Source organism: Halobacterium sp. KA-4, from assembly GCF_021028995.1.
Taxonomy (GTDB): Archaea; Halobacteriota; Halobacteria; order Halobacteriales; family Halobacteriaceae; genus Halobacterium.
The window spans coordinates 1-21,453 of record NZ_JAJJZG010000027.1 but is presented as its reverse complement, the minus strand read 5'-3'; the positions used below and the strand labels follow the sequence as shown (position 1 = coordinate 21,453).

Genomic DNA, 21,453 nt, shown 5'->3' with positions numbered 1-21,453 from the left:
TACTTACTGTAGATGCAAAACGCTCGTTGTTTATTGTTCAACCCTACGTCCCCCTCATCGTTGTAGATCAAAAGGCGATCGAGAGGTCCCCGACCCAGGATAGTTTGCGTTACGTCCGTGTCTCGCGGACGCCGTTCCGGTCCCGAGTCATGTCCTCGCAGTTCGGGCACACGCGAGGGTCTTCGACTGTGTCCGGCGTAAATCCGCGCACGTAGACATCCGTGACGTGGCTGCCACAGTTCTGGCACTCCGGCATACATGTAGCAGCCGCTTCCTCTTCCATAGACTTTCTGACGACGTCGAAAGGATTAGGGGAACAAATATCTATCCGCCGAAATTTAAGTATGGCATTCACCGAATACTTCATGTCAGGAACCCACGACTCAAGTCGTGGGTTTCCGCCTCGAACTTCTATGAGATCGACGTAGAAGCCACTGAACGTCTCAACAGACGAGAAAATCAAACCTACTTCCAGCGGGGCCCGTACGTGCTCGCCCATTCCCAGACAAATTCGAACGCAAGCCAACATAATGCCCACACGCTAAACACACCAGCCACGAGTAGCACGCCGGCAAACGGTACAAATACTTGGGTGAGAACAACCAGTTCGGCGTAGAGAAGACCGCAGAGAAGCCCCGTCACAGCCAAGCCAGCGAGACTACAAGTGTAGTGTTCGATAGCGCTAACTGTTTCACTCGTGTTTGGGTCTGTTCGTGGCTGTCGACGACCACTTCCACCGTGTGTTGTTACCATCCCTCACACCTTGCTGGGGACTATGTACCCCACACGGAAATTCTTACCGGACAATCATTAACGTATTTTCGAGGGCACCGATCGAGAATCGGAATAATGCCCTAATTCTTGGAGGATATCTGGAAAAACCTCCCAACTCTCGGGCAACCGCGCCGTGAGCGGCGCGAAGGATGTCATCACGTACCTTCGCGTTATCCGTCAGCCTCAATCTTTCTTCGAGGAGGGATTTCCAACGGCCACGGCGAGTCGGGGGTCACCTCTTGAAAGCTGCCATGGGCCGCTTCGTTGTTTGGAGGACGTCAAGACAGTGTTCGGGTACCTCCACCCTACAGTGGTTGACCAAGTGACTCTTCTAGCTGCCTGTGAAAATGCGCGAATGACGCGGCCCAGAGTTGTCGTATAACCCAGATGGCTCAGAATGGGAGGCGTGCTTCGAATTGTTGGACAAGGTCTTGGATCGTGTCCTGGTTACGATAGCCGACTACGGAGAGGACAACGACCACACCCACAAGGAGTAGTCCACTCGTTAGTTGGTCGTCTGCGAATTCACCGCCCGCAAAGACCGTGAGAACGTATGCTGGAAGACGACCGATACTGATGACTGCGATGAATGTCCGGAGGCGCCACGTGGTGAGCCCAGCAAGAAAACAGATTACGTCATCCGGAAGGCCAGGAATGAGGACAAACGCGAGCAGCCCTGGAAGTCCAACTCGCGACACAAACCCATCAAACCTCGTTACCACGTCCTCGTGGAGCATCTCTTCGACGAGCGCTCGGCCATATCGCTTCGCGAGACTGAACGCGACGGCACTCCCGATCAGGACGCCAGTAAGACTGTAGATGGTCCCCGGGATGGAGCCGAACAGATAGCCGGAGACTAGCGCCACAACTTGCCCGGGAATTGGCGCGACAACCACCTGGACGGCCTGAACCACGACGAAAACGAGCGGCGCGAACACACCAAACTGGCCGATCCACGTCCGAAGTGCAACGACATCAAACATGAACGGCGCATATCGACGAACAGCTACATAGAGGGCGGCCAGGCTGGCAACACCCACAACAAGGATGAAGAGCGCGCGCCGTCGGTCGTCACGCGAGGAGAAGACCCTCATATACGTTCGGCTAGCATCAGCTTCGCGTTAAAACCCGTTGTCCTGATCACAGTGAGTATTCACGAAGTTCCGAAGTGGCTCGACGTCTGCCGAATCGCTGAGTCGGTCGAGAGCATGCGTGGCCTCTCTGAAGTGTCGTGCGCCGTGCTGACGGAGTGCCGCCTCATCGAACCGTGGTGGCGCAATCGTCGGCACGGCACCGTCACTGTCTGCATTAAGGATTCGGCGGACCTGATATGCTGTACTGAATCCGCGTCCAAGCGTCGCAAAGTCCTCCTTCTGGGTGGTATCCCCGCCTGCGAGCGTGATGCCGATGACCGCGGCGCCCTCACCAATACTGCCGACCGTGTCATCAAGGAACGAGTGATCGTCGGCTGATCGGACGTACCTCGCGTCGAATGCGTCCACGAGTGACTCGGAGACAGCGATGAGCGCCTGGAGAGCGTCTTCAAGGTGGTGGTTACCGGTTTTGGCGAGGGCTGTGTAGGCCGCCGAGTTGAGGTAGTCTCCTGCCAGCAGCGCGTTCGCTGGGTCTCCAGTCAGTGAATGGGCGCGGTTGTCGGCAAGTTGGATGAGCAGCTCGGTGCGCAGTCGGCAGTACCCGCGGAGCAACTCGATAGCTGCAGATGCGGGCAGTACTGCGTCGGCGGTCGGTTTGTCCGCAATTGCATCGTGTGTGAGACAAACCAGCTGTCCGTACCACCGGTCTGGACATGCATCCATGGTTGAAACCGCTGCCAGCGGGCACTCGTCAGTTCGCTCTAACGTAGCGTCAAGATATCGGTCGATTTTGGTACGGCGTTCCGCGATTGTTGTTGCTGGTGGCATGATCCGTTAATCGTCGGTTGCCGACACGTCGACAGCAGGGTTGTCGACGTCCACGTTCGATTCGGTGAGGTCAGCAGTACGCCACGTTCCACGCTGGAACCACGCGTACGCGATAATGGCACCAGCAACGTTCGAGATAGCGAACGACAGCCAGATGCCGGTCTCGGCAAGTGGGCCGGAAGCTACCCATGCAACGGGGAACCGAATCACGCCGAGCGTCAGCACCGAAATCGCAGCGGCGGTAAGCGTCTTGCCGGCACCGCGGAAGCTCCCGGTGTACGCCCGCATGATGCCGATGAACCCGAAGGTGAGTGCGACATAGCGCAGGAACTGTGCGCCAGCCGAGACGACCTGTCCAGCGGCTGCTTGGTCTGCGCCGACGAACACTGAGACGATCGGTTCGGGGAACACGAAAACGATGACGCCGGCGACGCTAAGGATACCGAAAAGCACCTTCGCTGCGAGGGTTACGGCCTGTTCGGCGCGGTCGGGTTTGTCGGCGCCGATGTTCTGTCCAGTCATCGTCTCGACACCGCGCGCGACCGCGATGGCTGGGAGGAAAATGACCGAGAACACGCGCGTCCCGATACCGTATGCTGCGACGATCGGGTCGGAGAACGTCGCGACGATGAACAAGAGGAGATTCATCGAGAGCGCACGCCCAGTCCCCTCAATAGACGCGGGCACGCCGATACGAGCGAGGCGGCGCAGGTAGGCGAACTCCGGAACCATATCTCGCAGGTGGATTTCGACACCACGGCGTCCACGGAACATGATAGCCAGCCCGACGACGAGCGCGAGTGCTCGAGAGAAGACCGTGGCGACGGCGGCACCCTGGATCCCCATCTCGGGGAATGCCCACCAGCCGAAGATGAGGAACGGGTCGATGATGATGTTCAGAACTACTGACCCGAACATCACGAGCATCGGCGTAATCGTGTCGCCGTAGCCGCGCATTAGCGCGATGAACACGGCGAAGCCGAACATGAATGTCAGACCAAGTGCGACGACTTCCATGTAGCTTGATGCCAGTGGCAGGACGTCCGTGGATGCCCCCATCAAGGAGAGGAAGTCCCCGACGAAGAAGTAGCCGACACCACCTAACAGGATCGACGCGATCACAGCGAACGTCATCGTCTGTGAGGCGGCGAATTCGGCCTGTCGTTCCTCGCCAGCGCCGGTGTACTGGGCGACCAACACGCTGCCCGCTACGGAAATCCCCATCCCCAGCGAGATGAGCAGGAACACCATCGGGAACGCGAAACTGATAGCGGCGAGTGCGTCCGTGCTGTACTGGCCCAGCCAGAACGTGTCCGCGAGATTGTACGCCGTCTGGAAGAGGTTCGTCACGACAATCGGCATCGACAGGAAGAACAGTGGCTTCCCAATGCTACCGGCGGTCAGATCGAACTCTTCGCGGCCTTTGAATAGCGAACTGATACTACTTCGAATGCTCATGCTGGCGGTGCCTCCGCTGGGTCGTTGGCGAGCAAGTAGGTCTGGATGTAATCGGTCATCGGGACGGAGAGGTGCTCAGGGGGATGATTGACGGTGACTTGGCGTGTATGCGCGCCTTTGATTATTGTCGTGAGGAAGTCAGCTGCTGTCGACGGGTCTACTTCGTCGTTGAACTCACGGGCCTGGATACCCGCTTCAATAATCGCTTGTAATCGGTCGGAGAGATACGCGTCGAATTCAATGAGTTGTTCTTGAACGGAGTCGTCGTACGGTGCTTGTGCTTTTACCTCGAGTATCGCGGTCTGGAACGCCTGCTTTGCAGGTTCGGTTGGGTTCCACAGGAGGATGTCCAGCAGCGAGTGAAGGTGCTTGAGAGGTGTTTCGCCGCTGGCGGCGTCGATTTGAGCGGTGTACTGGTCATAGAGGTAGTCGAGGAATGCCGAAAAGAGGGCTTCTTTCGTTCCGTAGTGATAGTGAATCGTGGCTTTGCTTTTGGCTGATTCGGCAGCGATGTCTTGGATTGTGAGGTCAGCATAGCCGTGTCGGCAGAGTGCGCGGTGAGTTGCCTCCAGAATGTCAGCCATCGGGTTGTCTTCCATCTCGGTTGATACAGTACTTACTAACCAGTTAGTCAAAAGGCTTTGGAATGGTTAGGTGTACACACACCGCGGTAACAGGTAATTCAACGAGACAAATTCCCAACCCGAAAAAGGAAATCTGACGAGAAGGTCAACAGCATTATCCCGGGTACGCCGAATATACGACGTAATGGCTGATTCGCCGAACCGCACCGCCGCTGATCCAAACGAGGAGATCATGCGTGCGACATACCGAGCTCTCCAAGAGCACGGCTACGCCGACTTAACGATCAAGCGGATTGCCGAGGAATACGGTAAGTCGACAGCTGCCATCCACTACCACTACGACACGAAAGACGACTTACTCGCGGCCTTTCTAGACTACATCCTCGACCAGTTCCAAAATACTGTCCACGAAGTCGAAACTACCGATCCTGAACAGCGACTGGACCTACTGCTCGACAAACTACTCGTCGACGCACAGGATCACCTGGATCTGTTAGTGGCGATGCTGGAGATGCGGAGTCAAGCACCATACAAGGAAGCGTTCAGGGAACGCTTCCAGCAGAACGACGAGTACGTCCGCTACATGCTCAGCACCGTAATCGACCAGGGCATCCAAGATGGCGTATTCAACGATGTGGATGCCGAGCATGCCGCACGCGCGCTAATGACGATTGTCGACGGAGGCCGCACTAGGGCGGTCGTTTTCAATGAGGAAGCGTCGCTTGCAACGGCGCGACAGACCGCCGAAGAATACGTCACAGCTGTACTGGCAGTCGATCAGAGCGGAGACGGCTAGGTGTACTTGTCCGGCCGTTCCGCCGGACTCGCTGTTTCAGTGTGCGTGAGGTCTGCGGAACACCACTGACAGAAATCCAAATCAAGGCCAAGTTCCTTCCCGCAGTGAGGGCAGTGCGTGAGTTCCCTATTTTGGTTCGGAGTAAACCGAGCCATCATATTCTGTGCGTGTGCCACGAGATATGCGTCCACGACGCTCAGAGCCCCGACGACGAGGACTGGCGCGATCGACAGCAGGTTGATCGATTGCCCGCGCATGAATGCCTCAAGTGCTGCTGGATCGACGAACAGCGTCGCCGCGCCGAATAGGGCTGTGATCCACCCGAATGCGCGCCACCAGCGTCGGAGGTACGCGTGCCCTAAGCCGATTGCAAGAACGTTGAGCAGGGCGGCGAGCCACGGTCGCTTTCCGGAGAGTGACTGGCTCATGTGGTTACTAATTAGTTAGTAAGTCATAAGTCTTCTTGACCAACCTAATTTGATTGGTGACGAGATGATGTGGCGCCATCTGGAATGCCGAATTGATGACGTCCTCCGCGCCGTGAACAGCGAGGCTTCCGCAAGCGTTGGGATATTTGCCGGTTTACGGTCGTACCTGCTCTTGTGGGGCGACTTGCCCCGTTGATTTATCGAACAGGCGCACCGCTGGCTGGGCCAGACAGCCGGTACTCCTATCCCATGAGGGACTCGGTTACCGTCGCCCGCATATTCTCCGCCGCATTCAGGTCACTATTGGCGACCAACTCGCAGTTCTCACAGACGTACTCCCCACGTTCAACACGGTTTGCATCCGCTTTCATCCCGCACTCACAGCACGTTATGCGGAAGAATCCTGAGCTGACTTCTCCCGTAGAGGGTCATTCCCGTTCGAGATAGAGCGAGTACATGATGATGCCCAGGCCGATCGCCACCAGGACGCTGTTGATCAGGATTCCCATTTCCAGCGATACAGAGAGGATTTGATGGGCGATACCGGCGAGCAACGCACCGAACGTGATAATGCCGAACCCGATCCCAAGCATCCGAAGCGAGGGTACCCCCGTGCGACGATAAGCCCGATACGCGATATACGTGATCCCACTCCCTAGCAGCAAGATCACCGTTTTCACGACGACGATAGCCGTTCCCACCCACATCATAGTTCATCGCCCATCTTCGACCAGATATCCTCAAGCCGTTCGTCGGCATTCCGCGGCGGTCGTTCCACTGTCACCGAGAAGCCGTCGTCATCCATGGAGATCATCACGTCGTCGAAGTCTCGCTCGTACGTCGTGGTTCGGCCCCCGCCGGGGTTGATCGTATCCTGTTCGCGGACCAGCGAGGCGTCGCTGAGGCGGTCCAGTTTCCGATACACCGTCGATTTGGGGATGTCACATACATCCATGAGTTCGTTCGCGGTCATGGGTTCAGCTGTTTCGCGAAGAATCGCTCGACAGTCGGCGTCGTCCAGCGCATCAAGGATATCCCGCAACGATGGCGAGTCCTCGGATGACGCTGAATCGCGCACCATTATCTGAACTTGGGACGTATCTGGGATATGCTATCCGGTTGGTGTACTCGGCGACGAGACGAGCAAGCCTGCGACTCTTCTCACCGCTCGATTTCTACCTCGGACTTATCCTCGAGCAAGCCACGTCCGGCGTTGGTCAGATCATATCGTCCTCGATTGACTGGACGGATCAGCCCATGCCCATGGAGTCGCGCACATGTTTGGTCGACTGTAATCGGGTGGCATTCTGCAGTGGTGGCGATGTCCATGACATCACGAGGTGACGCAGCGACGAAGCATGCGAGAATCTCCCGGTCGGTTTCGCGACCGAGCGCACGCAGTCCGTCACGCCCTTGACTATCGGTCGCTACCTCTGCGTAGCCGGGTTGTCTTGGCTCGGTCATCACGCAGACTCCCCGTGTTCCGCGTAGACATCGAGCAATTCCTGATAGCGGTTCCGGATCGTCATCAGGCTCACGTTGGCTGCGTTACTCACTGTCTTCTGTGTCAGTTGCTCGTTTGTGAGATGGGTTGCAGCATAGAGGGCGGCCGCTGCGAGACCTGCCGGGCTCTTGCCACTGTGTGCGTTCTGTGCTTTGGCGGTGGTGAGCAGATCGCGAGCCTGACGCGTTGCCTCGTCGCTTACCTCGAGTGCGGACGCGAACTGCGGCACGTATTCTAATGGATCCGCCGGTTCAATTTCGAGGGCGAGTTCCCGGGAAACGTACCGATATGCCCGCTGAATCCGGAGCTCTTCGACGCGACTGACTTCAGCGAATGCGGCCAGCTGCCGTGGCGTTCCGTGTTGTCTGGCTGCGGCGTACAGGGCAGCTGTTGCCATGCTCTCGATTGACCGACCCGGGAGGAGGTTTTCGTCGACCGCTCGGCGGTAGATCGCCCCTGCCGTCTCTCGAACTGGGTCTGAAATATTGATAGCAGATCCCATCCGATTGATCTCGCCAAGTGCTTGTTTGAGATTCCGCTCGTGGGCGTCTTTCGTTCGGAATCGTTCGTCCCACCTCCGTAGCCGCTGCAGGCGCGCTCGTTTCCGATCTGGGACCGATTGCCCATATGCATCCGTGTCTTTCCTGCTAATTGTTGTGCTGAGCCCCTTGTCGTGCAGGAGTTCCGTGGTCGGCGCACCGACGCGACTTTTTTCGTCCCGTTCGTCGCTGTTGAATGCTCGCCACTCGGGTCCTCGGTCGATTGACTCTTCGTTGAGGACTAGCCCGCAGTCTTCGCAGGTCGTTTCCCCGTGCTCATCGTCGCGAACGATCTGGCCGTCGCACTCCGGACACGACGACTGTGACCGGGACTTGGCGGTCGAATGCTGTTCGTCAGTGTCCGCTTCCCGAATGTCGAGTGATGTGTTGGACATACGTGCTGGACCTTGAATTTCTGCTCTCGGTGCATCCGAGTGGTTCTCGCTAGCATACTGTGGGTGGCCATCCGAAGAACACGATGCGGGTTCCCAAGATCTGGGAATCCGCCAATCTGGGTTTGCGAGTGCCGAATACGTATGGAAGTAGAGCGACCGAGCGCGCTTGATTCGAGAAGAATGATTCAGGTAGATTCGATCTTGACGCGGATTCAGGAACGTGTCCGGGCTTCTCCAGCCTCATACGTCCATCTGTCGGCCATCACGTTGGTTGTCACCTTTCTCGTGATGCTCCTCGGTGCGTATACGAGCGCGATCGGGGCTGGATTGTCGTGTCCGGACTGGCCGATGTGCTACGGAACGTGGATTCCGTTTCTTCACCCCGACATCGTCGCCACTTCTTCGTACTCGCCCCTCCAGATCTTCGCCGAGTGGGCACATCGTGGACTCGCGATGATCGCTGGCTTCCTCATCGTGGGTACTGGGCTGGGAGCGTGGCTTTGCTATCGAGAGACGGTGATCGTCAAGTGGTCGGCAACGCTGGCACTGATCCTGTTGCCGATCCAGGTTCTTCTCGGCGGATTGACGGTCACGGCAAACCTCCAACCGATCGTCGTCACTAGCCACCTCGGGGTTGCTATGGTCATTTTGCTGAATCTCCTGACGGCATCCTTGACATCGTATCTACGCCAGGACACGGGTCGATACGCACAGGTGCACTAACGGTTCGTCAGCGGCCATCGCAGGATTGGGCTTCCTCTCTGATCAGGCCGATAAACAAGAGGTGCGGATTACGGAACTGATTAAGACAGGGTTGATTCCATCGGTGAGATTTCGGGGTGTTTACTGTCGTCGGAGTGTGAGATAGTCTCATGGGATCGACAGCGGACCGCCTTCCACGACCCTCGGCCAGTGGCGTCGAACGGATACTCGCGGCCCTACTAGTAGGGCTTCTCGGCCTGTACGCGGTCGGTACGATTGTGAGTGATGTTGCTCCGGTTGTCGACACTGCCGGTGTTGTCGCCGTCCATCTCGCGCTGATCGTTAGCTGTGTGTTCCCGGTTACCGTCCTGGGACATGGGATGTACAGCCGCCTCCGTCCAGATGCGACTGGACCACGGATTCTCGAGGTCGGCACGGCAACAGTTGCGCTTGCCAGTTTTTGTGCCGCGCTGTGGCTCGCGCTGGACCCGACTGCGACTCTCGATACGCCGCTGTTCGCTGCTGCAGCCGGCGCGCTCTTCATCCTTGTCGGCCTCGTGGCCAGACGACCGTAACGGATCTCCGTCACTTTCGTTAATCCAGCCTGTCCTATCCAAGAGTATTGATCGTCCAGTACAGACGAAACAATTAGCCCGTCATCAACGCGGGACGGTGCCGCTCATGATGTAGTAGTCGGAATGGGGTTCCCGGCCCCAGAGTGTCGCATCCATCAGCGGTTCATGCGTGATGTCGGAGAACCCTTCGTCGGTGAGTACGTCGCTCAGTTCGTCGGGCGGTCGGCCATCGTACATCGGGAGTTCGTCGTGCATATGCTCGTACTCGTCCCACGGTTCGTCGTGGTCCCAGTAGCCCTCAATCAGGAGAATCCGGCCACCGGGCTCAACGACACGTTGCCACTCCTGTAGTGCCGCAGTGGGACTAGGGAGCGTCCAGACGAGGTGGCGCGCAGTGACCAGGTCGACCGTATCGTCTGGCAGGGCGAGAGCCTCGGCATCCCCTCGGTGGAACGTGATCGAGTAGTCTGTCCGTCGGGCTTTCGCTCGGGCACGTTCGAGCATCTCCGGGGCGAAATCTACTCCCACGACATCATGGCCAAGCTCTGCCAATAATAACGAGATAACGCCCGTCCCACAGCCGACATCAAGTACGTCGAGAGAATTGTCGCCGGTCCACTCGCGCAATACTGTGAGCCAGTGGTCGTGTTGCTCGTCAGAGTGGATGCCGTGTTGGCTTTCCTCGTCGAACGTCGCTGCCCGGCCATTCCAGTGCTGTTGAACGAGGTCTTTGACGGTTTCTTCGTCCTGGTCTAACTGTGTCATGAATGAGCCCTCACTCCTATTAGCGACCCTTCTACTTCGACATGAATCTGAGGGACCGATAGTGACTACGCCTCACTGGCTGTATTAAGATCCCTCGTTCGGATGCATTTCCGCACGAGTAGCAGTTGTCGAAGACTGTTCGTTGCGGAGGCCCTCAACAGCGGATATCTGAGCTTTGGAGGGTCGTCGGATCGTTGCCGGTGTTGTACTGGAAGATCATGTGAGGACAGATCTCAGTTCGATCAGTTCCATCAATATCGAGTATCTTGCCCCGTGTCGTCTGCTCGTCAACAACCCCGTGGATCACCACGGAATCGTACTCCGCGTCTGGCTCTCTCTCTCTCGACGACCTCGCGCGTTTCTGGCGGCACCTCACGTGAGAGCCACTGTCCGAGTCCATCGGCCGTTTCAACGGCGACATGGAATACGTGGGCGTCCTTCGTGGCATTCTCGAGCGCTATTTCGAGTGTCGGAACCGTGGGCGTGTCAGCGTTCCATCCAGCACAGCCGGCCAGTAACGCGATTCCCCCGAAACTGCTCGTCTGCACCAGAAAGCGGTGTCGTGTGGAGGGCACGTCGCATAGATATCAGTAACAACCGTATGAATATTGTCGTTACTACCACGAGGCTAGCTTTGGCGAAGCCATTCGGTATGGTGGGTTTGACACTCTCCGTGGTAAGTACAGACAAAGCACTTACCGGAGCCGTTGGAGTGTTCAGGTATGAAGCGTCGCCATGTTCTTCTGGGCGCGACAGCCGCCTTAGCGGGGTTGACAGGCTGTTCCTCGGGCGATAGTGGCGCTCCAACAGACTCCGATGGAACCTCTGGAACGACAACACCAGAACCGGAGACAGCAACAGAGACGACATCACCGACAACAACTAAGGAAGGACTCACTGAGTCTGGCGTTCGACTCACTGTCACCCAAATCGAAGAACCAGACCTCTCCCGATACTCTGACGCCGAGATACACGAATTTCGCGAGTTGAACCAAGAACAACAGGAGACGTTCGAAAAAGCCCTCGAACAAAACGGGATCGACCTCAATCAACACAACGAGTTCAGGATGTCTGGAGAAAATGTTCACCGAGTCATTATTTATCGAGACAACTATTATCGAATGGACTACTCAACGGTATAACCGCAGACCTACCTAACAGCCGTTTCACCACTCTCTGCTCGAACGAAACCTCGAAGGAGCTATTGTAGTTCTTCGACGAGCGCAGCCACCGCCTGATCAACGGGATCGCTGGCAAGACGGCCTTGCCAGAAGTCGATATCTTCGTGGTCGATCGATTGGACTCCCCACGGAACAATTCGACTTTCATCCGGGGTCCCACCACGACGCCAACTCTCCGCTGGAATCTCGATTAGTCCGTCCATCCATGATTTCGTTGTGAGCGTCACCGCGAGATACTGCTCGCCGTGGAACGGACGCCCGTCGTGGTTCGAGAGGATAAGCCAGGGACGAGCGTCTTCCTCGCTTTTGAACGGATCATCCCCGTAGACGACGTCGCCACGCTCGAAAATTTGGGTCTCTTCGTTGGTCACTGTTCGTCCTCGATGCTGGGGTGCGGCTCACTTGGTGCGTGTTCACGCCAGGACTCCTCATCCTCTGTACCGAGTTGCTCGTTGAACAGCGCGGTCGCTCGTTCGTAGCCGCTATACCCGTCGAGACGTTCCTCGTCATCGGTCACCGCCCAATACGTTGCCTTGTGTTCCACGAGGTCTCGGTTCTTCAACCGTGAGAGCCCCGTACTGACCGCACCCTCGTCGACGCCGATCTGGGACGCGATTTCGCGGGCCTTGAACGCGCGATCCTCATTAGCGACGAGAAACCCGAGGACTTGATCGGGGACGGAGAGGTCCACGAGTTCGTCCTCGCTCGTGTTCTCGAAGGTATCTCGGTCGATGGACATCGTTGAATGGAGGTACGTCATCCACTGCAAAGAGTGTTAGGAGTGAAAGCTACGAAATTACTGAAGGTGGATCACTATCCATCGCGAAGGAGTTTGAGAACCGTATGCATTGAGACGACCAGTCTCAACTACTGGAGAGGGTCCTCTATCGATGTGATGGCAGAGACTGCACTATTCATGCATCAGGAGTCTAAATGTCATCCTACAGGATTCTCTATAGGATTAGATATAGGCCGTTCCTGCGACTCTCTACCAGCTAGCTGTGGTCTGCTACGGTGCTATCAGCCTATAACTACAAGATGGTTCAGTCAACAGTAAGCGGCGATGGCCGACCAGAGTAGCTCGGAGTCGCGGCCGTTCAGCCCAGGCGATATTGTCATCGACCGCGATGATCCACCGGGCGAAGCGGTTGTCGTCAATACGCCACCACAGACCGCCAGCGAGTGGAACCTCAGATCGAGGCTCACACTCGCTGAAGACAACCCCGAGTACCCTGACGATGACAATGTCATCATCGTCGTCTATCAAGACACCCTGGAAGATGCCTTACCGTACTACTGTGGTGCCAATCCTCTCCTCCTCAGCGATCTCCACGACCGAGGTGTACGATTCTACGCCTTTCCCCAATCACGTCTCAAGAAAACCGGTGAGATCGACACAAGAGAACTACCATTATCGAAGCTTGTCCCCGCACCGTATCATTCGCGGCGCTTCAACGCGGAGGAGGAGCTCCGGCTCATCGCCATGATTGAACGCGATGAGTGTCTGCCGATGCCACCGCTTGTGCAAATCACCGAGGATGGCCAATTCCTGATCATGGATGGTCACAAGCGCGTGTGGGCTGCCTGCGTTGCTGGCCTTGATACCGTCCAATGCCGCAGTATGTACATCGATGACTGGGAAGCGGCCGCGATCTTTTCGAGTTGCCATCTGGACTGGGATGATGTCCAGTTAGATGAAGCTACACAGCAGGAAACGATTCGCCGGCTGCGCAATCGGTGGGGTGAGGATGCTGATGGATTCCCCGGTGTTCCTGCATAGCAGGCCTGTTCTGGATAGGAACGCCACACATAGACTATAGAGTATCCTATAGGAAATGCTATAGGCGTTGGCTGGCGTGTTCTTCAACCGCACTCCGTGTTGCATCGAGCTTGTCGGGAGCCGCAGTCTCGAAACCGAGCCGGAGCGCAAGTCGGAGGACCTCGCTCCGATCTGGGTCACTCTCGTCTTCGATGCCCAGCGCGTCCCGCAGCTGCTCGCCGGTCTCAACCAGATCGTCGTCGCGGTCTTCGAGCGCGCTGAGGAGTGCGGCCATCGGGCCGTCCCACACGCTCACCGTCTTCTGCTTCTCACCGGCGTCAATAGCCTCCAGTTCTGCGAGGATTGCTTCCTGAAGCTCGTGCTGTTCCTGCTCGGCGCTCGCCTCATCGAGGCGGTCGCCAGTGCTGGTCTGCTCGCGTAGTTGTTCGAGGTCTTCGTCCATGGTTTAGTCCTCCACGCGTTCAAGGAGCGCGGCAGCGTCGGCGAGGTATGCCTCACGGGCGCGCTGTGCAGTCGTGCTCGGGTCCTCCAGCTCGAAGGCAGTCATGCCCTGCTGGGTGGCGTTGCGGATGTCCTGTGAGTACGGGATGTACTCGGGGGCGATGGCGTCGGGGTACTCCTCGTGGAACGCTGTCAAGTACTCGGTGGCAAGTTTGGTGCGGTCATCAACCTTGTTCGGGAGGACCATCACGAGTTCGACGTCGATCCCGAAGTTCGACCGGATCTTCTCTAGGTCTTCACGGAGTGCGCCAGCCTGCTCGGCCTCGAAGGGCCCCATCTCTACAGGTGCAAGGACGTGTCGGGCGGCCCAGAGGCCGTTGTATGTGACGTTGTTCGACATTCCAGGGAGGTCGATGAGGACCACGTCGTAGGTGAGGTCCTCCACGTAGTCATCAAGGAAAGCCTCTAGGCGTGAGTAGCGCTCGCTGGCATCGTCGATGTTCCCCAGCTCGGCGTCCAGCGTATCGAGGCCGGGATGGGCGGGGATGAGGTCAACGTCTTCGCCGGTTTCATAGACGAGGTCGTGGACAGCGTCGTCGCCAAGTTTCTCGGCGATGGTTGGCCAGGCGTCGTCAAAGACGGTGCTGATGTTGGGCCACGCTTCGTCGGCCTCGATGGCGTCCTGGACGTCACCCCAGACGCCGAATGCTTTGGCGAGGTCGCCCTGTTTGCCGGCTAGGTCGATGAGCAGGACGTCGTGGCCGTGCTGGGTGAGGGCGACGCCAAGGTGTGCGATGCTGGTTGTTTTGCCTGTACCACCTTTATCCAGGAAGCTGGCGATTCGTGCGGTCATTTAGGACACCCTATAGGATTCACTGTAGTAGTTCCTATAGTGTCTGCTATAGGTATAAAACCACGTCAGACGCTGGTTGGCCACAACGGATGCGAGCCCGACCGCCAGTGAATTATCAAGGTCTCTTTATTCAGTGTACATTACGGAATCGCTATTCAGAAACCTCCTAATACAGGTAGATTGCAACCGGTCGGATACGAACGTCTGGGTGGCTAATCTTGAAGTCGTCCTCCGTCACGTTCCGATCAAGCAGCTCGGATGAACTCGATACCATCTGCTTGAGGAACATCCGCCGGTCCTGCTGGGTGTCTCTGTCATTTCCAGGTAGCAAGTCCATCACGTTCATCAGCCACTCTTCCTCTCCTCGATTGTACACGTGTTCCACGCGGCCCAAGACGTAGTAATCCGTATACTCCGACAGCTGGCCGTCCAACTCTCCTTCACCCAGCGAGAACACGACGTCGGCATCCATCGAACTTGTCGAAGTAGTGACCGTGTAGACATCCTCGCCAGACCCTAGTTCGTCAAGGAAGTCCTGAATATCCGAGAGGGTGAACGTCTGTCCCTGTTCTTGGAACTCCATATCGAAGTCAAACATATCCAGATAGGGCTTGATGTCTCCAATCATATCTTGGAGATCGTTAATCGGTGATGCACGAATTTGCCCATGAGATTCGACGAAATCACCGCTTTCCAGATCCCGTCGATCATCCTCGGTAATCTCCTCAAAGGATGTGATGTCGTCGTCATCCTGAAGAATACCGTGCAGAACGGCGAACTTCCCGATGGAATCGAACTTCCGGATCAGTTCTGTCTCCTCCTCATCAGTCGATGACTTAGTGTACTTGAGCCGGATAATCTTGCTCAACCCACCGCCTTTGCCTGTGGTGTCAGAATCAAGAGAGCGTTCCACAACCTCCTGAATGTCACCTTCGTTCAGATAGCTGAACAGCCGGTCGATAATCTGGTCGTTTGTGTACACTACCTCAGGTGCATCGGAGATGGAAACCATGCAGAATAGTTGTTAGTGTAACATATAATAGTTAGCACGAATACACTCCGACATCCAAGGACACGCTGAGAACTATGCTCGCCGCCGGCGATGATGAGGTATGAGGTACTGTCCTCAGTGTGGCCGTGAGGTCCTCACCGACGGCGTCCACGTGTGCTACCACTGCAAGGAGCCACTCACCGAGAAGGCTCCAAGCTCCCTCGCCGGTAGCATACCCGACGACGTCGATCAAGAGTTGTTCCTAGAGGGATTCACTGCGCTGCTGGACAAGGAGATCGCGTCCATCACATCGAGTGTGACGCCCGACACCCGACAGACAGAGGAAGGAAGCCCTGGCGAGAGGATCAAGGTGGGCCGTCAGGTCAATCACCTGCGATTTCACGCGGTTGGCTACGGGAAAGGGTTGATGCAGATGATGATGACGGAGGCTGAGGAGGCGAACTCTGGATTCTCGTACGATGATGAGGCGTATAGTCAGGCCTACCAGTGGGTGCAACAGACCGTGGATGACCGCCGTGAGTACATTCGAGCAGCCCTCCAAGAGGACACTGACTCCGACGCATAGCCGGCTTACTGGCGTTTCACTCGGGCGTAATGAGCCTATAGGATATACTATAGAGAATCCTGTAGGCCGCTACTGGGGTGAAGAAGACCGGGATTCAGAGCGTGTTATCGAGCCAGTCCAGGAAGGCATCGTAGTCGTGTGCGCCAGCCTGATCGGCGATCTCTCGAAGTGTTCCGGGAGCCAACTCGTCATGCATCGGCACGACGACGTGGCGGACGTCCCCGGTTTCGGGATGCTTGTAGGAGAGTTTCCGGTGGCTGCCGACACCCCCGGTGGTCTCGAACCCATGCCGGGTGAGGACTTTCACGACCTCACGACCGGAGTACGTACGCCGACTCACTGCGCAAACCATCACCGGGTATGCACAAAAGCGCTCCGAAGGCACGGTGCCATTAACGCACCACAGAACGGGGACCGCGGAGGTTAGAACCAGGGGGCGTCAGGCTCGCTGACGTCTTCTTCGTCGATGGGTTCGTTGTAGAGGTCGATGGCCTCGCTGAGGTTGGCGAGGGCTTCGGCGCGTGTCTCGCCTTGGCTGGTGACGCCAGTCTCCTCGTCGCGGGCGACATACCAGTCGCCGTCCCGCGTGATCGAGATCGAGGAACTGGGTGAGGTGGCGCTTGAACCCATCTGCTTGAGTGGACCAACGTGGGACAGCGATAAAAGATTACCTGATATGCTGTCCCGGCGGCCTCGGTTGGCGCTGGTGGTTGTCAGAAGAGGATAGAAGCGACGATAGCGAGGAGTGAGCGCCCCGACGCGACTGCTTTCTTCACATGACTGAGAGCCTGCCGGAACGAGGTGAATGCTTTCGCCGCGTTGTAGATCGTGCTGGCAGCTGCTTGTAGGAAGCTGGATTCTTCGTGGCGACCTGAGCTGACGTCTGTCTTCTTCGGGTGAGCGGGAAGGGTTGCCATGTGAGCGTGTAGCAGACTGAGCCACATAAGCTAACCGGCGAATGTGCCAGTACAGCTTGTGCTACGGTTTGGAAGCAGTAGACGGGGATGGCGCGCGAAACGTATCCAAGTACAGTGATTTGGAGAACAGCGGAAGTACTGGGGTTGTCAGAACCGAGATTGTTTATATAATCCCTCTTCAGAGGAAACACCGGAAGTGGGTGGTCGGTGGGTTTATTGTCTCATACTTTCCACGTGCAGCCATGGCCGACTTCACGTTCGAACAGGACACCCAAATCTTCCGGGACCGAGACGCCCTCACGGAGGACTACACTCCGAACACACTCGTCGGCCGCGACGACGAACTGGAAGAGTTCCACGCGGCCCTCCAGCCAGTCATCAACGACGAGAACCCCTCCAACATCTTCCTCTACGGGAAAAGTGGGGTCGGAAAAACAGCCGCCACTCGATACCTCCTCGGCCAACTCCAAGAGGACGTCCAGGAAGTACCCGGCGTCAGTGTCACCGTCGTCGAAGTGAACTGTGACGGCCTTAACACCAGCTACCAGACCGCTATTGAGATTGTCAACCAGCTCCGGCCACACGAAAACCAGATTGCTTCGACCGGCTACCCCCAGTCGAAGGTCTACCAGTTCCTCTGGGAAGAACTAGATGCCTGCGATGGAACGGTCCTCATCGTCTTAGACGAAGTTGACCATCTCAACGATGACTCCATTCTCTACCAGCTCACCCGAGCTCGGGACAACGGCAACATCTCCGACATCAACCTCGGCATCATCGGCATCTCGAACGACCTGACGTTCCGCGAGAATCTCTCGTCGAAAGTCCGTTCATCCCTCTGTGAGCGCGTGGTCAGTTTCTCTGCCTACGATGCACGACAGCTCCGACAAGTCCTCAAACAGCGCAAAGAAGTAGCGTTCTACGACGACACGCTGAGTGAGGATGTTATCCCACTCTGTGCTGCTCACGGAGCGCGTGAGTCGGGCGATGCGCGACGGGCGCTCGATCTGCTCTTGATGGCGGGTGACCTTGCGAGAAAGAATCACGATGAGATGGTTCGAGAGGAACACGTCAGGCAAGGGAAAGAGGAGATCGAGAAGGAGATTATCGCTGAAGGGATTTCAGATCTCTCCGAACACGCACGGGTTCTCCTCCGGACGCTGATGAATATGACAAACGAGGACGCGACCCCGGCACGCACCCAGGATATTATCCCGATTTACCGGAAAATCTGTGAGGAGACGGGGAAGGATCCTGTGTCCGTGCGGTCGATTCGAGACAATCTTGCTGCCCTCAGCCAGCTCGGAATCACCTCCCGGAACGAGATTAACCAAGGTCGTAGTGGAGGGAAGTTCACGAAACACGAGTTGGTGTATGAAGTCCATACGGTCCAGTCCGCATTAGCGAGCATCGAGGACTGAGCCACCAACACCAGCCGCGGTGTCTGCAGGAGGGAAGACTGGACACCCCCACCCCACTGGTTCCGCTGTTCTGATGAAGAAGTGATGGGGTTGGTTCAAACCATCCCCATCATTTAACGAATAAAGATGGAGTGCGGACTAATTTTATACCCACCACCATAAACCTATCTTCTAGAAAGAGACACAAACAGCGTGAACAGACATACCCACAGCAGAAACAACTAGAGATAACTGTACCAGCGGGAAGCCCGCCACCTAGCAGATCCAAAGAACAGCGGAAGCAGTGGGGTGGGAGGGTGGTCAATCATCTCGTCTCTTCTGATTCGAGGAACAGCGGAAGCGGTGGGGAGGGGAGATATTCCTATCCTGTACCGACTTCTCGAACCAGCCACAACTCCTTCCCTCGCTCGCGTTCTGCAGACTCTTCAGAATGGCCCGGCCAGAGTTAACCAACAATCTGAACCGATACGTGCAAAGTGTTGGTTAAGGTTGGCGCGCCGATCATCCAGACACCGCCCGGTGACGGCTACTCGTCCACGTTCGGTGTATCCTCTGTGAAACGCCTGCAGTAGTTTCCCTTTCTCGGCAGTCTTAACCAACACTATTACGACCTAGTCATCCTAATGTTGGTTAAGACGATGGCCCACACACGCCCCAATCCACCGGACAACATCGCCCAGTACATCCTCGATGGCCTCGATCGCCAGGGTCCCGAGGCACTTCGCCAGATCGCTGAGCACGCTGAGGATCTGGCCGACTGGAAAGCAGCACAGGCAGCTGCCGAGATGGACAAAGAAGATGTCGTGCGTGAGGACAGCCAGGAGGATAACGACCGCCCTGTCGATGTTCCTGCGAAAGCCAGCGTCGTCATCAAGGAGATCAACAACAACCGCTACTACTACTATCAGTGGCGGGCCGGCGATCAGGTCAAATCCAAGTACAAGTCCCCAGTCGAAGCCAGCGAGTAGAACGCGCAACTACCGTCAAGTGCACTGATATTGAAGCGGATAGACATACTACTGCAAGGATTACTTGGAGGTAACATCGCTGTCCGGTCCTCGATTCGTTTCGACGAGGAACTCTACCGTATATTCCCAAGCATCCAGGTCGTAGTGAATCGTGGCGACATGCGTCCCGGGTTCGTGTGCCTCCAGGTCAACGGCGTCGCGGACGTCGTCGAATGCTGGCGTTTTCAACTCGGTTCCCCATCCGTAATCCGCCGGACTTCGGGACGTTGGCGGATCTGAACCAGTAGTGTAGCCGAGGTCACGCTCTCCCTGGGAGTTCTCTCGGATTACGACTTTGTGATGTCCCGCCGCCTCTTCGTTTGGATCATCGTTAGTCATAGTCCTCGAAGAGGTCGTCAATCGCAGATTCGGTGAATTCATCGCGAAGCTCGCACTCCTTGATTTTTACCTGTGCATCGAGTGTTCCCGCCAGTTGGTGTGCTAGTATTCTTGATTCGTCATCAAGGACGTCGCTCATTCCGGAATCAAGTTTCTTGATGATGGCTTCTCGGGCGTCGTTGGCGGCCTCACGGTTGGTGAAGACACCGTATGGATAGGATCCCGACGGACCGTCTGTATACACGACGAACGCTTTCGTGTTAGGCATCGATTTCACCTATCTCGTGGTCGTCGCTATCTGGGCACTCGCTCGTTTCTGGAGTATTGGCGGGGAGCCAGGAGCTATTACCGACTTTCCGTAACGTCCTATCGCCGCTTTCTTCTGGGTCATCCATCTGAGCGTACGCTGTTCGGTACCTGCGGCCGACAGCGTCCGCCACCTTGAGAGTAGTTACCTCGGTGTGTGTTCTCATGCAGACTCGTAAAAGAACCTCGCACTAAATGGTGCTGGTCAGGGGAGTAAGCGGACCGCTTACCGGATAAATCAGCGGATTGTTTCCGAGTTATCAGACAAGTCGTCACTAAATCCTAGCTGCGTACTCAACACACATCCCTTGGCCAGTTTCTAATCAGTATTGAACAGACAGGGATGCTAAGTACAAATGCCTATTTGTCGCTGGTGTGCTGGCGTGTATTTAACCGCCGCCATAGACGATATTGTAGTACCCGCGGTACTCGAAACCCGTGAGATAGCCTCCGCTGTTTCCTCCTACGCGGTTTGAAACCCTGCTTGGTTTCATCGTACTCAGGCGGTGCCCTTAGCTTGTTATGCACCTAAGGGGGTATGGGTAAAACGGGCCGGCGCAGAACGCGCTGGCCCTTCCGCCACCACGCCCACGACGCTACGGGCTGCGCAACTGCCGTGCACATGCCCTACAGGGATGGGTACTGGAAGTCACTCCGGCCGGCTACCCTGCCGGACCACCTTAGTGTGCACATGAGCGCGCTTAGGTTGTTTGTATATTTGTGACCTAGATGGAAGACCACACTAACTATATTAGAATATTAACTACAACAATTCTAAAGCAAGTTTGATTATTTCTAGCTTCCGGAAGTCTACGGCATTATTTGAGTTCCGCTTCCCTCCTGTATTCTCTTCTTCAATTAGCATATCACCACATGTGTCCAAGAGTCGGTTGACCTCGTTCAAATCTCCATTCGTGTAAAGGGTGGAAACCGCTGGCCGCCGATCAGTAAACAGAATCTTGTCTGAAGCACCATATTCCTCTAGCCGAAAGGATATCCCCATGTCCAGTACATCACAAAGCCGCTTAGTTAGAACGTCTGCTTGCTGAAGGTGTGTCTACGACCCAGCAAGCAGACAGTGAGATTCACGAGGACCAGCTCCTTAACTTCCTCGTCAACTGCCTTGACGAGGAAGTTTCTCTCAACCTCGCCAACAACGCTGAAATCGGTGCAGAGGACATCTACGAGG

At 56.4% G+C, this 21,453-nt stretch carries 30 protein-coding genes and 2 pseudogenes; 9 read left to right on the top strand and 23 right to left on the bottom strand.

Annotation, left to right across the window (positions count from 1 at the left end):
* Positions 1 to 109 precede the first annotated feature (109 nt).
* The 5 genes from LPA44_RS16860 to LPA44_RS16840 form a co-directional block, all read right to left on the bottom strand.
* Complete coding sequence (locus tag LPA44_RS16860; protein WP_230890657.1) at positions 110 to 256, bottom strand: DUF7563 family protein; 147 nt, start codon at positions 254 to 256, stop codon at positions 110 to 112.
* A 910-nt stretch (positions 257 to 1,166) separates the two neighbouring features.
* Positions 1,167 to 1,868 (bottom strand): TVP38/TMEM64 family protein, encoded by a 702-nt coding sequence (locus LPA44_RS16855; protein WP_230890656.1) that lies wholly within the window; start codon positions 1,866 to 1,868, stop codon positions 1,167 to 1,169.
* Positions 1,869 to 1,895: 27 nt separating this feature from the next.
* Positions 1,896 to 2,591 (bottom strand): polyprenyl synthetase, encoded by a 696-nt coding sequence (locus tag LPA44_RS16850; RefSeq protein ID WP_230890655.1) that lies wholly within the window; start codon positions 2,589 to 2,591, stop codon positions 1,896 to 1,898.
* A 111-nt stretch (positions 2,592 to 2,702) separates the two neighbouring features.
* Positions 2,703 to 4,154, bottom strand: coding sequence for an MATE family efflux transporter (locus LPA44_RS16845; protein WP_230890654.1), 1,452 nt, complete (start codon positions 4,152 to 4,154; stop codon positions 2,703 to 2,705).
* Positions 4,151 to 4,738 carry a TetR/AcrR family transcriptional regulator gene (locus tag LPA44_RS16840; RefSeq protein WP_230890653.1) on the bottom strand — a complete coding sequence of 196 codons (588 nt, stop codon included), beginning with the start codon at positions 4,736 to 4,738 and terminating at the stop codon, positions 4,151 to 4,153. Before LPA44_RS16840 ends, LPA44_RS16845 begins: the two co-directional genes overlap by 4 nt.
* A 184-nt stretch (positions 4,739 to 4,922) precedes the next feature.
* Here LPA44_RS16840 and LPA44_RS16835 point away from each other — a divergent pair, with 184 nt between their 5' ends.
* Positions 4,923 to 5,534: a TetR/AcrR family transcriptional regulator gene (locus LPA44_RS16835; protein WP_230890652.1), complete on the top strand. Its 612-nt coding sequence runs from the start codon at positions 4,923 to 4,925 to the stop codon at positions 5,532 to 5,534.
* Here LPA44_RS16835 and LPA44_RS16830 read toward each other — a convergent pair.
* The 5 genes and pseudogenes from LPA44_RS16830 to LPA44_RS16810 form a co-directional block, all read right to left on the bottom strand.
* Complete coding sequence (locus LPA44_RS16830) at positions 5,531 to 5,962, bottom strand: DUF7575 domain-containing protein (protein ID WP_230890651.1); 432 nt, start codon at positions 5,960 to 5,962, stop codon at positions 5,531 to 5,533. The genes LPA44_RS16835 and LPA44_RS16830 overlap by 4 nt on opposite strands.
* A gap of 154 nt (positions 5,963 to 6,116) precedes the next feature.
* Positions 6,117 to 6,351, bottom strand: a pseudogene (locus tag LPA44_RS16825) (zinc ribbon domain-containing protein); the annotation flags it as partial.
* Positions 6,352 to 6,390: 39 nt separating this feature from the next.
* Complete coding sequence (locus tag LPA44_RS16820) at positions 6,391 to 6,672, bottom strand: DUF7521 family protein (protein ID WP_230890650.1); 282 nt, start codon at positions 6,670 to 6,672, stop codon at positions 6,391 to 6,393.
* Complete coding sequence (locus LPA44_RS16815; RefSeq protein WP_230890649.1) at positions 6,669 to 7,043, bottom strand: winged helix-turn-helix domain-containing protein; 375 nt, start codon at positions 7,041 to 7,043, stop codon at positions 6,669 to 6,671. The genes LPA44_RS16820 and LPA44_RS16815 overlap by 4 nt, the downstream gene beginning before the upstream one ends.
* 382 nt (positions 7,044 to 7,425) lie before the next feature.
* The gene (locus LPA44_RS16810; protein ID WP_230890648.1) at positions 7,426 to 8,400 is read right to left on the bottom strand and encodes a transcription initiation factor IIB; all 975 of its coding nucleotides are present in this window, start codon (positions 8,398 to 8,400) and stop codon (positions 7,426 to 7,428) included.
* Positions 8,401 to 8,541: 141 nt separating this feature from the next.
* Here LPA44_RS16810 and LPA44_RS16805 point away from each other — a divergent pair, with 141 nt between their 5' ends.
* Positions 8,542 to 9,123, top strand: a complete 582-nt coding sequence (locus LPA44_RS16805; RefSeq protein WP_230890647.1) for a COX15/CtaA family protein — start codon at positions 8,542 to 8,544, stop codon at positions 9,121 to 9,123.
* Positions 9,124 to 9,272: 149 nt separating this feature from the next.
* The gene (locus LPA44_RS16800) at positions 9,273 to 9,677 is read left to right on the top strand and encodes a hypothetical protein (RefSeq protein WP_230890646.1); all 405 of its coding nucleotides are present in this window, start codon (positions 9,273 to 9,275) and stop codon (positions 9,675 to 9,677) included.
* A gap of 84 nt (positions 9,678 to 9,761) precedes the next feature.
* On the opposite strand, the gene LPA44_RS16795 is transcribed toward LPA44_RS16800, so the two are convergent.
* A complete protein-coding gene (locus LPA44_RS16795; protein ID WP_230890645.1) occupies positions 9,762 to 10,442 on the bottom strand; it encodes a class I SAM-dependent methyltransferase in 681 nt (226 codons plus the stop codon).
* Positions 10,443 to 10,596: 154 nt separating this feature from the next.
* The gene (locus LPA44_RS16790; protein WP_230890644.1) at positions 10,597 to 10,842 is read right to left on the bottom strand and encodes a hypothetical protein; all 246 of its coding nucleotides are present in this window, start codon (positions 10,840 to 10,842) and stop codon (positions 10,597 to 10,599) included.
* Positions 10,843 to 11,164: 322 nt separating this feature from the next.
* Between LPA44_RS16790 and LPA44_RS16785 the strand changes: the two genes are divergently transcribed.
* Positions 11,165 to 11,584: a hypothetical protein gene (locus LPA44_RS16785; protein WP_230890643.1), complete on the top strand. Its 420-nt coding sequence runs from the start codon at positions 11,165 to 11,167 to the stop codon at positions 11,582 to 11,584.
* A gap of 59 nt (positions 11,585 to 11,643) precedes the next feature.
* Here the strand turns inward: LPA44_RS16785 and LPA44_RS16780 are convergent, their stop codons facing one another.
* Together LPA44_RS16780 and LPA44_RS16775 are read right to left on the bottom strand one after the other, a co-directional pair.
* Positions 11,644 to 11,994, bottom strand: coding sequence for a type II toxin-antitoxin system PemK/MazF family toxin (locus tag LPA44_RS16780; protein WP_230890642.1), 351 nt, complete (start codon positions 11,992 to 11,994; stop codon positions 11,644 to 11,646).
* Entirely contained in the window at positions 11,991 to 12,362 is a 372-nt protein-coding gene (locus LPA44_RS16775; protein ID WP_230890641.1) for a MarR family transcriptional regulator, read from the bottom strand. Before LPA44_RS16775 ends, LPA44_RS16780 begins: the two co-directional genes overlap by 4 nt.
* Before the next feature lie 324 nt (positions 12,363 to 12,686).
* Here LPA44_RS16775 and LPA44_RS16770 point away from each other — a divergent pair, with 324 nt between their 5' ends.
* Positions 12,687 to 13,403: a ParB/RepB/Spo0J family partition protein gene (locus LPA44_RS16770; RefSeq protein ID WP_230890640.1), complete on the top strand. Its 717-nt coding sequence runs from the start codon at positions 12,687 to 12,689 to the stop codon at positions 13,401 to 13,403.
* A gap of 58 nt (positions 13,404 to 13,461) precedes the next feature.
* On the opposite strand, the gene LPA44_RS16765 is transcribed toward LPA44_RS16770, so the two are convergent.
* From LPA44_RS16765 to LPA44_RS16755, 3 genes are all read right to left on the bottom strand, one after another.
* Entirely contained in the window at positions 13,462 to 13,845 is a 384-nt protein-coding gene (locus LPA44_RS16765; RefSeq protein ID WP_230890639.1) for a hypothetical protein, read from the bottom strand.
* A 3-nt stretch (positions 13,846 to 13,848) separates the two neighbouring features.
* On the bottom strand, positions 13,849 to 14,697 hold the full coding sequence (locus LPA44_RS16760) for a ParA family protein (RefSeq protein WP_230890638.1): 849 nt from the start codon (positions 14,695 to 14,697) through the stop codon (positions 13,849 to 13,851).
* A 166-nt stretch (positions 14,698 to 14,863) separates the two neighbouring features.
* The gene (locus LPA44_RS16755; RefSeq protein WP_136361192.1) at positions 14,864 to 15,709 is read right to left on the bottom strand and encodes a DUF6414 family protein; all 846 of its coding nucleotides are present in this window, start codon (positions 15,707 to 15,709) and stop codon (positions 14,864 to 14,866) included.
* 100 nt (positions 15,710 to 15,809) lie between these two features.
* Here LPA44_RS16755 and LPA44_RS16750 point away from each other — a divergent pair, with 100 nt between their 5' ends.
* A complete protein-coding gene (locus tag LPA44_RS16750; RefSeq protein WP_230890637.1) occupies positions 15,810 to 16,274 on the top strand; it encodes a zinc ribbon domain-containing protein in 465 nt (154 codons plus the stop codon).
* A 94-nt stretch (positions 16,275 to 16,368) separates the two neighbouring features.
* Here the strand turns inward: LPA44_RS16750 and LPA44_RS16745 are convergent, their stop codons facing one another.
* The 3 genes from LPA44_RS16745 to LPA44_RS16735 form a co-directional block, all read right to left on the bottom strand.
* Positions 16,369 to 16,614: a type II toxin-antitoxin system HicA family toxin gene (locus LPA44_RS16745; RefSeq protein ID WP_230890636.1), complete on the bottom strand. Its 246-nt coding sequence runs from the start codon at positions 16,612 to 16,614 to the stop codon at positions 16,369 to 16,371.
* A gap of 83 nt (positions 16,615 to 16,697) precedes the next feature.
* A complete protein-coding gene (locus LPA44_RS16740; RefSeq protein WP_136361189.1) occupies positions 16,698 to 16,904 on the bottom strand; it encodes a type II toxin-antitoxin system HicB family antitoxin in 207 nt (68 codons plus the stop codon).
* Between the two features lie 83 nt (positions 16,905 to 16,987).
* Entirely contained in the window at positions 16,988 to 17,191 is a 204-nt protein-coding gene (locus tag LPA44_RS16735) for a hypothetical protein (RefSeq protein ID WP_230890635.1), read from the bottom strand.
* A gap of 242 nt (positions 17,192 to 17,433) precedes the next feature.
* On the opposite strand from LPA44_RS16735, the gene LPA44_RS16730 reads away from it, so the two are divergent.
* Both LPA44_RS16730 and LPA44_RS16725 read left to right on the top strand, forming a co-directional pair.
* Positions 17,434 to 18,612, top strand: coding sequence for an orc1/cdc6 family replication initiation protein (locus tag LPA44_RS16730; protein ID WP_136361188.1), 1,179 nt, complete (start codon positions 17,434 to 17,436; stop codon positions 18,610 to 18,612).
* A 638-nt stretch (positions 18,613 to 19,250) separates the two neighbouring features.
* Entirely contained in the window at positions 19,251 to 19,580 is a 330-nt protein-coding gene (locus tag LPA44_RS16725) for a hypothetical protein (RefSeq protein ID WP_230890634.1), read from the top strand.
* Between the two features lie 60 nt (positions 19,581 to 19,640).
* Here the strand turns inward: LPA44_RS16725 and LPA44_RS16720 are convergent, their stop codons facing one another.
* From LPA44_RS16720 to LPA44_RS16710, 3 genes are read right to left on the bottom strand one after another with little or no spacing between them, the layout of a single operon-like run.
* Positions 19,641 to 19,958 (bottom strand): hypothetical protein, encoded by a 318-nt coding sequence (locus LPA44_RS16720; RefSeq protein ID WP_230890633.1) that lies wholly within the window; start codon positions 19,956 to 19,958, stop codon positions 19,641 to 19,643.
* Positions 19,951 to 20,226 (bottom strand): hypothetical protein, encoded by a 276-nt coding sequence (locus LPA44_RS16715; RefSeq protein ID WP_230890632.1) that lies wholly within the window; start codon positions 20,224 to 20,226, stop codon positions 19,951 to 19,953. The genes LPA44_RS16720 and LPA44_RS16715 overlap by 8 nt, the downstream gene beginning before the upstream one ends.
* A complete protein-coding gene (locus tag LPA44_RS16710; protein WP_230890631.1) occupies positions 20,219 to 20,431 on the bottom strand; it encodes a hypothetical protein in 213 nt (70 codons plus the stop codon). The genes LPA44_RS16715 and LPA44_RS16710 overlap by 8 nt, the downstream gene beginning before the upstream one ends.
* A gap of 886 nt (positions 20,432 to 21,317) precedes the next feature.
* On the opposite strand from LPA44_RS16710, the pseudogene LPA44_RS16705 reads away from it, so the two are divergent.
* Positions 21,318 to 21,453 (top strand): annotated as a pseudogene (locus tag LPA44_RS16705) (ISH3 family transposase); the annotation flags it as partial.